Annotated in this window: 3 protein-coding genes; 1 reads left to right on the forward strand and 2 read right to left on the reverse strand. The window is 54.4% G+C overall.

Annotated elements, in window-relative coordinates; translation table 11 throughout:
• Positions 1-426, reverse strand: a 426-nt coding sequence (locus ACZ4FV_RS52355; protein ID WP_465328545.1) for a toprim domain-containing protein, incomplete at its 3' end; no start/stop codon positions are given.
• 97 nt (positions 427-523) lie between these two features.
• Here ACZ4FV_RS52355 and ACZ4FV_RS52360 point away from each other — a divergent pair.
• Positions 524-802: a hypothetical protein gene (locus ACZ4FV_RS52360; RefSeq protein WP_009684330.1), complete on the forward strand. Its 279-nt coding sequence runs from the start codon at positions 524-526 to the stop codon at positions 800-802.
• Positions 803-818: 16 nt separating this feature from the next.
• Here the strand turns inward: ACZ4FV_RS52360 and ACZ4FV_RS52365 are convergent, their stop codons facing one another.
• The gene (locus ACZ4FV_RS52365) at positions 819-1,163 is read right to left on the reverse strand and encodes a hypothetical protein (RefSeq protein WP_007975543.1); all 345 of its coding nucleotides are present in this window, start codon (positions 1,161-1,163) and stop codon (positions 819-821) included.
• Positions 1,164-1,339: the final 176 nt, after the last annotated feature.

The following is a 1,339-nucleotide window of genomic DNA, read 5'->3' on the forward strand; positions in this document are numbered from 1 at the left end:
CGGTTTCCGGTTGCCCAGAAACTCCAGGATCTCGTCGATAAGCAACTGCCCTTCGCGGTCGGGATCCCCGGCATTGACCACCACAGTGGCCTTCGCGACAAAAGACTTGATCGTCTTGAACAGATCTTTTTTCTCGGAGTCGAGCGCTATCGACCACCCTGGTAAATCGCTCTGCCCAGGGAAGAGCGGCAGGTGATCCCAACTCCATTTGAACTTGCCGTTCTTACCCTTCGGGGCGCCTGGGAAAGCAGCTCCGATGTAGTAATCGGGTTCTTCGAGCGCAAAAATGTGCCCCGCAGCCCAGCAAACCGCCCAACCATTTCCTTCCGCAAAAGTCCCCCCCCTGTTGGTTATTGGCGAGGTCTTTGACAAGACCTGAACCATGGCCTTACCCAGCTTTGGCTTCTCGGCGACGTAGACTTTCATCTCAAGATGCCTCCACTGGCCAATTGCGAAACGGTTTCCAAGCCGAGTTCGGAAGGTTTGGTATCATCAAAACGAGTTCGAAAAAGGAGTCCATCAGATGGACAAACAACTGAAAGACTTGGTGAAAAAAGCCGGCACCTTCGCTCGGGAAAAAAACGGGGGCCTTTCTCACCGAATCCGCACCAAACTTGACGAGATCAAGCCCGCCATTGCGGTGCTTGCTCAGGAGCGTCTCACCCCCAGCGATATCCGCGAGTTCATTCAGAAGGAAACTGGCATGAAGATCGGGATCCAGAACCTTCGCCGGTACCTGAAGGACAGCTTGAACTACCCCCCGAATGGATCCGGCGGCAAAGATTCGGCCGCGGGAGAGTGATACCAGGGCAATGCTTCTACGCGCTTGCATCATCACCCCCTAGCACCCTCATACCCTGCATGGCCAACAGCAGATCGGCCATCACTTCGCCACCCTCACCGGCGGGCACCAAAAGCTCACCGGAGCTTTCCGAAAACTCGACCTGCATTACCGGCTCACGGATGACGCCGGCCTCGGCCTTTTTCCACTCGGATACCGAAAATCGGATCCGGTGCTCGTCATCACCCTCAATCCACTCAACTGCGGCATCTGCCCCAGTGCTTTGATCAGCGCTAACAAACCCGAGCTGCACATAAGGCAGCTCGCGGCCGATACCCGATGGCATTTCCATGCGGGAGCAGAATTTCTCGAATGGCGTCATGCAGCCTCCCTAAGCTTTCACAGCGCGCATGCGCTCTTCATTTTCACTTTCATTAGAGTATATGACACCTCTTAAATTGTTAATAGCTTGTCTCAAAGAGGATTCCGCATATAGCGAAACGCCCTGCCTGTACAAAATCCCCATCGCTTTCGAGATGTTTTCGGTGGGAAACTTGG

The organism is Embleya sp. NPDC025285 (assembly GCF_055558835.1).